This is a genomic window from Micromonospora sp. 4G55 (assembly GCF_016803375.1).
Map to the genome: position 1 here is coordinate 1 of NZ_JAEVHN010000304.1, position 7201 is coordinate 7201.

Annotated in this window: 6 protein-coding genes and 1 pseudogene; 2 read left to right on the plus strand and 5 right to left on the minus strand. The window is 69.7% G+C overall.

From position 1 onward, the window contains the following. The 3 genes and pseudogenes from JNW89_RS22160 to gyrB form a co-directional block, all read right to left on the minus strand. Nucleotides 1-211: pseudogene (locus JNW89_RS22160) on the minus strand (hypothetical protein); the annotation flags it as partial. A 4-nt stretch (nt 212-215) separates the two neighbouring features. Further along, nucleotides 216-2735: a DNA gyrase subunit A gene (gyrA, locus tag JNW89_RS22165; protein ID WP_238450362.1), complete on the minus strand. Its 2520-nt coding sequence runs from the start codon at nt 2733-2735 to the stop codon at nt 216-218. Nucleotides 2736-2863: 128 nt separating this feature from the next. Continuing rightward, nucleotides 2864-4810 (minus strand): DNA topoisomerase (ATP-hydrolyzing) subunit B, encoded by a 1947-nt coding sequence (gene gyrB, locus JNW89_RS22170; RefSeq protein ID WP_238450086.1) that lies wholly within the window; start codon nt 4808-4810, stop codon nt 2864-2866. Nucleotides 4811-5334: 524 nt separating this feature from the next. On the opposite strand from gyrB, the gene JNW89_RS22175 reads away from it, so the two are divergent. After that, on the plus strand, nt 5335-5889 hold the full coding sequence (locus JNW89_RS22175; protein ID WP_238450085.1) for a hypothetical protein: 555 nt from the start codon (nt 5335-5337) through the stop codon (nt 5887-5889). A gap of 55 nt (nt 5890-5944) precedes the next feature. Here the strand turns inward: JNW89_RS22175 and JNW89_RS22180 are convergent, their stop codons facing one another. Next, complete coding sequence (locus tag JNW89_RS22180) at nt 5945-6433, minus strand: MarR family winged helix-turn-helix transcriptional regulator (RefSeq protein WP_238450084.1); 489 nt, start codon at nt 6431-6433, stop codon at nt 5945-5947. A gap of 89 nt (nt 6434-6522) precedes the next feature. Between JNW89_RS22180 and JNW89_RS22185 the strand changes: the two genes are divergently transcribed. Then, nucleotides 6523-6750, plus strand: a complete 228-nt coding sequence (locus JNW89_RS22185; protein ID WP_238450083.1) for a hypothetical protein — start codon at nt 6523-6525, stop codon at nt 6748-6750. Between the two features lie 7 nt (nt 6751-6757). Here the strand turns inward: JNW89_RS22185 and JNW89_RS22190 are convergent. Next, on the minus strand, nt 6758-7201 hold a 444-nt coding region (locus tag JNW89_RS22190; RefSeq protein WP_238450082.1), incomplete at its 5' end, for a DUF721 domain-containing protein.

Sequence of the window (7201 nt, forward strand, 5' to 3'; positions counted from 1 at the left end):
CTCGCTCGCCCCCGAGTCCTCCCCGGGCTTGTCCGGGCGGCGGTGCCATGCCGGGGGCCCGGGTGAACTTCGGGGCAGGCGCGTCGGCGGGGACGGTCGCCCGGCCCACGGCGGCGCGGCCGGCCGCCGGTGTGCCGCTCGTGGCGGCCTCATCGTCGACCGGGGTGGCCGAGGTCCCCTTGTTCCCCGACTTCGCCTGTGTCTCCGTCATTCAACTAGTCCTGTTCGTCAGGCTCGTCGGCATTGCGAGCAATCGCCACGATAGTCACGCCGTCCGGGAGGTCCATCAGCTTGACCCCCATTGTGTTCCGGTCACGCGTACGGCGTACAGGCTTCACCGGAGTCCGGATGACGCCGCCGTTGCTCGTGATCGCGAACAGCTCGTCCTCCGGGTCGATCACGACCGCGCCGACCAGACCACCGCGTCGCTCGGTGATCTTCGCAGTCAGCACGCCCTTACCTCCCCGGCCCTGGACCGGGTATTCCTCGATCGGGGTACGTTTCGCGTATCCCCCGTTCGTGGCCACCAGAACGTCCAGACCCTCCCGAACCACCTCCATGGCCAGGAGCACGTCGTCGTCGGTGAAGCGCATGCCGATCACGCCCGTGGTCGCCCGCCCCATCGGCCGCAGCGCCTCGTCGGAGGCGTTGAACCGGATGGCCTGCGCCTTCTTCGACACCATCAGCAGGTCGTCGGAGGGCGCGACGAGGGCAGCACCGACCAGCTCGTCCTCATCGCGCAGGTTGATCGCGATGATGCCGCCGGAACGGGGGGAGTCGAACTCCTCGAGCCGCGTCTTCTTCACCAGGCCGTTCTTCGTGGCCAGTACCAGGTAGGGAGCCACCTGGTAGTTCGGAATTTCGATGATCTGCGCGATCTGCTCGTCCGGTTGGAAGGCGAGCAGGTTGGCCACGTGCTGGCCCTTGGCCACCCTACTGGCTTCCGGCAGCTCGTACGCCTTGGCCCGGTAGACGCGGCCCTTGTTCGTGAAGAACAGGATCCAGTCGTGGGTGGAGCATACGAAAAAGTGGCTGACGATGTCGTCCTGCCGCAGGGTGGCGCCGCTGACGCCCTTGCCGCCGCGCCGCTGGGAGCGGTACAGGTCGACCTTGGTCCGCTTGGCGTACCCGGTGCGGGTGATCGTGACGACTACGTCCTCGCGGGCGATCAGGTCCTCCATGGAGACCTCGCCCTCGAACGGCACGATCTTCGTACGCCGCTCGTCGCCCCACTTCGCGACGATTTCACCGAGCTCCTCGGAGACGATCTTCCGCTGCCGCTCCGGCTTGGCGAGGATGTCCTTGAGGTCGGCGATCTCGATCTCGAGCTTGGTGAGGTCGTCGACGATCCGCTGCCGCTCCAGGGCGGCCAGGCGGCGCAGCTGCATGTCCAGGATCGCGGTCGCCTGGATCTCGTCGATCTCCAGCAGCCGGATCAGGCCCTGCCGGGCGTCGTCCACCGTGGGCGAGCGCCGAATCAGGGCGATCACCTCGTCGAGGGCGTCCAGCGCCTTCGCCAGACCGCGCAGGATGTGCGCCCGCTCCTCGGCCTTGCGCAACCGGAACGCGGTCCGCCGGCGGATGACGTCGATCTGGTGCTCGACGTAGTAGCGGAGGAACTGGGCCAGGTTGAGGGTGCGTGGCACCCCGTCGACCAGGGCCAGCATGTTGGCGCCGAAGGTCTCCTGGAGCTGGGTGTGCTTGTAGAGGTTGTTCAGCACCACCTTGGCGACCGCGTCGCGCTTGAGCACGAGCACGATCCGCATGCCGGTACGCCCGGAGGACTCGTCGCGGATGTCGGCGATGCCGGCGAGCTTGCCCTCCTTGATCAGCTCGGCGATCCGCTCGGCCAGGTTGTCCGGGTTCACCTGGTAGGGCAGCTCGCTGACCACCAGGCAGGGGCGGCCGCGCTTGTCCTCCTCGACCTCCACCACGGCGCGCATCCGGATCGAGCCGCGCCCGGTCCGGTACGCGTCCTGGATCGCGGCCTGGCCGACGATCAGGCCGTAGGTGGGGAAGTCGGGGCCCTTGACGATCTCCAGCAGCGCTTCGAGGGTGGTCGCCTCGTCCGCCTCCGGGTGCTCCAGGCACCACTGCACCGCCGCGCCGATCTCGCGCAGGTTGTGCGGCGGGATCTTGGTGGCCATGCCGACCGCGATGCCCTCGGAGCCGTTGACCAGCAGGTTGGGGATCCGCGACGGCAGGATGGTGGGCTCCTTGGCCCGGCCGTCGTAGTTGTCCTGCAGGTCGACGGTGTCCTCGTCGATGTCCCGCAGCATCTCCATGGCCAGCGGGTCGAGCTTGCACTCGGTGTACCGCATGGCGGCGGCCGGGTCGTTGCCCGGGGAGCCGAAGTTACCGTTGCCGTCCACCAGCGGGTACCGCAGCGACCAGGGCTGCGCCATCCGGACCAGCGCGTCGTAGATCGCCGAGTCGCCGTGCGGGTGGAACTGGCCCATCACGTCACCGACGACGCGGGAGCACTTCACGTAGCCGCGGTCCGGCCGGTAGCCGGAGTCGAACATGGCGTAAAGGATCTTGCGGTGGACCGGCTTGAGCCCGTCCCGGACGTCCGGCAGGGCCCGCCCGACGATGACGCTCATCGCGTAGTCGAGGTACGAGCGCTGCATCTCGACCTCGAGGCCGACCGGCTCGATCCGGTCGTGCGCCACGACGGCCGCGGTTGTCTCCGGGATCTCCGGCTCGTTCGGGATGGACTCGGGAGTATCGGTCACTGTTAACCCTTATCAGACTCAGAGTCGTTTTCGTGCTGTGGATAACGGCTGTGGAAACCGGCCAAGCTGTGGATAACTCTGTGGACCGGCGGGTCGGCCGGGGACCGCCCGGCGACCGCCCACCACCGTCAGATGTCGAGGAACCGCACGTCCTTGGCGTTGCGCTGGATGAACGAGCGGCGCGCCTCGACGTCCTCACCCATCAGCACGCTGAACAGCTCGTCGGCGGTTGCGGCGTCGTCGAGCGTGACCTGGCGCAGGGTGCGGGTGGCCGGGTTCATCGTGGTCTCCCACAGCTCGGGGTAGTTCATCTCGCCGAGACCCTTGAACCGCTGGATGTCGTCCGGCCGGGCGTTGGCCTTCTTCTGCTGGCGCAGGGCGATCAGCCCGTCCCGCTCCCGGTCCGAGTACGCGTACTGGGCGTCGTCGCCCTTCTTGTTCCACTTGATCTTGTAGAGCGGCGGGGCGGCCAGGTAGACGTGGCCCAGTTCGACCAGCGGCCGCATGAAGCGGAAAAGCAGGGTGAGCAGCAGCGTCTGGATGTGCTGGCCGTCGACGTCGGCGTCGGCCATCAGCACGATCTTGTGGTACCGCAGCTTCTCGATGTCGAAGTCGTCGTGGATGCCGGTGCCCAGCGCGGTGATCAGCGCCTGGACCTCGTTGTTCTTCAGCACCCGGTCGATCCGGGCCTTCTCCACGTTGAGGATCTTGCCGCGGATCGGCAGGATCGCCTGGGTCCGCGGGTCGCGCCCCTGCTTGGCCGAGCCGCCGGCCGAGTCGCCCTCGACGATGAAGACCTCGGACTCGCGCGGGTCGGTGGACTGGCAGTCGGCCAGCTTGCCCGGCATCGAGCCGGACTCCAGCAGCGACTTGCGCCGGGCCAGCTTGCGCGCCTGCTGCGCGGCGATCCGGGCCCGGGCCGCCTGGGAGGCCTTCTGGATGATGGTCTTGGCCTCGGCCGGGTTCCGGTCGAACCAGTCGACCAGCCACTCGTTGCAGACCCGCTGCACGAAGCTCTTCACCGGCGTGTTGCCCAGCTTGGTCTTCGTCTGGCCCTCGAACTGCGGGTTGGCCAGCTTGACCGAGATGATCGCCGCCAGGCCCTCCCGGATGTCCTCGCCGGAGAGCTTCTCGTCGCCCTTGAGCAGCTTCTTGTCCGCGCCGTAGCGGTTGACGACGCTGGTCAGCGCGGCCCGGAAGCCCTCCTCGTGGGTACCGCCCTCGTGGGTGTTGATCGTGTTGGCGAAGGTGTAGACCGACTCGCCGTACGACTCGTTCCACTGCATGGCGATCTCGACCGACATGCCCTCCTCCTCGGCGCCGAACTCGACCACCGTCTTGTGGATCGGGTTCTTGGAGGCGTTGAGGTGCCGGACGAAGTCGGCGATGCCGCCCTTGTAGAGGAAGGTGACCTCACGCGGCTTGCCCTCCTCGCCCTCCGGGACCCGCTCGTCGAGCAGGTGGATGGAGAGGCCACGGTTGAGGAAGGCCATCTCCTGCAGGCGCCGGTAGATGGTCTGGAAGTCGAAGTCGACGGTCTCGAAGACGTCCGGGTCCGGCCAGAAGGAGACCGCCGAGCCGGTGCGGTCGGTGGTCTCCCCCTTCTCCAGCGGCGACGGCTTGGAGTTGGAGTACTGCTGCCGCCAGACAAAGCCGGACTTGTGGATTTCCACTGCCATCCGGGTGGAGAGGGCGTTCACGACGGAGACGCCGACGCCGTGCAGACCGCCGGAGACCGCGTACGCCTTGCCGTCGAACTTGCCGCCGGCGTGCAGCACGGTCAGGGCCACCTCGACACCCGGCTTCTTCAGCTTGGGGTGCAGGTCGACCGGGAAGCCTCGACCGTTGTCGGTGACCTGGACGCCGCCGTTCTCCAGCAGCACCACGTCGATGGTGTCGCAGTAGCCGGCCAGCGCCTCGTCCACGGCGTTGTCCACGACCTCCCACACGAGGTGGTGCAGACCGCGCTCGCCGGTCGACCCGATGTACATACCGGGCCGCTTGCGCACCGCCTCGAGCCCCTCGAGGACGGTGATCGACTCGGCGCCGTACTCCTGCTTGTCCTGCGCTGCCACCCTCGGCCACTTTCTCGCGCCGGCCGCGCCAGGGCGCGGAGGCGCGGGTTCGGCGGACAGGACGCGACGTCGGCGCACGGACCGCCCCCGGGAACTCCAGGTCACGGATCGCGTACGCCGGTCGCCGCGGTTGCCCGCGGATCGCGATCGGCTCGACCCGCCGCGGTACGTTGACCAAGGACCCCCTGGCCCCCGTGTCCGTCGCTCCGCGTCGGGTCTTCGTCTCGCTGTCAATCCTACTGTGCGCGGACGACAGAGACGCCACTCGGCACCCCCTGCGCGGCGTCTGAGACCTCCGTAGCGGCCCGAATCGCGCTGGCCGCGACTCCCCCTACACGCCAAGGGGGGATCGAGGGCGGGGCCGCCACGGAATCGGACCGGACCGACGGCCGGGCGGGGGTCGCGCGCAGAGCGGCCGTACCGTACCTTTGCGGCGCCACCGGTGCTCGGCTTGATCTTTACCATCCGTAACCGGGACGATCGACCCGATCGATCCGACACGTGCTCACAAGGGGTGACGCCAGATGGGGCTGGACAACGTCGCGGTGCACTGGCCGCGGACCGGCCGCTTCTACGATCCGGTCGCGCCGGCCGAGTTCGTCGACTTCGGGGAGATCGTGGACATCCCGCAGATCTCCGCACCTACTGCGGCGCTCGCCGAACACATCGCCAAGACGGGGACGGTCCGGGCGACCGCCTACACCGAACTGGTCGACCTGATCCTCGGCCTGGAAAATGTGCTCTACGCCACTGATGCCGCCGCCGAGGACGAGGACCCGGTGATCGACCCGGACGGGTGCTCCTGGATCGCCGGCGGCGTGGAGAAGTTCGTCGCCCAGCACCGGCCGTTCGGCGAGACGGTCACCTTCGAGTCGGTCAGCGAGGTGCTCCGCTCGCTGCTGGCCGACGGGCGGCTCGCCGAGCAGCAGCTGCGCTGGCTGGGCACCCGGCTCGACGCGTTGCGCGACGAGAGCGGCAACCCGCCGCAGTGGGACTTCACCTGCGCCGAGCTGGGCGTGCTGGCCGCCTTCTACCGCCGCTGCGCCGACCGCGGCTTCGCCGTCTACGCCGACGCCTGATCCCGCGCCGGCCCGACCCGCCCCGTCGACCTGACCGGGCGGGTCGCCGGCGTCGTCAGGAAGTCGTCGGGCCCGGCGCGGCGGGGGTGCCGCCGGTCGTGGCGCGGTTGGCCGCGCCGATCACCTCGGTCAGCATCGTGTGCAGGCGCCGCAGCTCCTCGATCGGCATGCCGAGCCGCTCCACGATCGTCGGCGGGATCTGCTCGGCGCGGGCGCGCAGGGCCTGACCGCTGGCGGTGAGCGTGACGGCGAGGCTCCGCTCGTCCGCGGCGTCCCGCTCGCGCCGCAGGTAGCCCGCCGTCTCCAGGCGCTTGAGCAGGGGCGACAGCGTGCCCGGATCGAGCTGGAGCAGACGGCTGAGCTCCCGGACCGACAGCGGCGCGTGCTGCCACAGCGCGAGCATGACCAGGTACTGCGGGTGGGTCAGCCCCATCGGCTCCAGCAGCGGCCGATAGACGGCGACGACCCCGCGCGCGGCGACGGAGAGGGCGAAACACACCTGCTGCTCCAGCGCCAGCGGATCCCCGTCCAACTGGTCACGCACCGATCGGCCTCCTCGTGGTCGTTGCTATCGTACCAATCATTGGGGCGCCAATCGTTGGGGCGCAAACCATCGAGGAGAGGTCGGGCGCGATGAGCGAGGAGAAGCGGCAGCGGGCTCCCGGCGAGGGCGGCAGGCTGTGGGCCTGGGCCTACAAGTACCTGGCCGGCCCGGCCGAGGGGGTGCCGGGTGCCGTGCAGGGCGGTTCCACCCAGGCCCGCGAGGCGTGGAAGCGGGACCTGGAGAACCGTAAGCGGTGGAGCCGCGAGCAGCGGGAACGCAAGCGCGCCGAGCGCGAGGCCCGCCGCGCCGAGCGGTGACCCGGGCTCAGCCGTAGGTGTCGCGCGGGCCGCGGCCCCGGACCCGCCGCGGCCCCTTCGACCAGGAGGGAGCCGCCGGGCCGTGGATGTGCAGCTTGCGCACCACGTTGTGGCCCACCTCGCCGGCGATCCGCTTGAGCAGCGAGCCGGCGAGCAGCCGCAGCTGGGTGGCCCAGGCCGTCGAGCGCGCCTCCACGGTCAGCTCGCCGTCCTCCAGCTTGACCGGGCGGCTGTGCTGGGCGATCTCCGACCCGACGACCTTCTCCCAGGCGCCGAAGACGGTCGCCTCCGCGGCCGGCTGCTGCCAGCCGCGCGCCTTCATCAGCCGTTCCAGCACCACGCCGAGCGGCTGCGGGTCGCGCGGGTCCGGGCCCGGCCCGGAGTAGCCACGCAGCCGCCGCTCGCCGCCGTCGCCGGAGACCGCGCTCTTCCGCCGGGTCTTCGCCGCGTC

Excerpts from the sequence above, each read along its gene's own strand:
- JNW89_RS22175 (WP_238450085.1), top strand. The coding sequence starts at position 5,335 with ATGGGGCTGGACAACGTCGCGGTGCACTGGCCGCGGACCGGCCGCTTC.
- JNW89_RS22185 (WP_238450083.1), top strand. The coding sequence starts at position 6,523 with ATGAGCGAGGAGAAGCGGCAGCGGGCTCCCGGCGAGGGCGGCAGGCTG.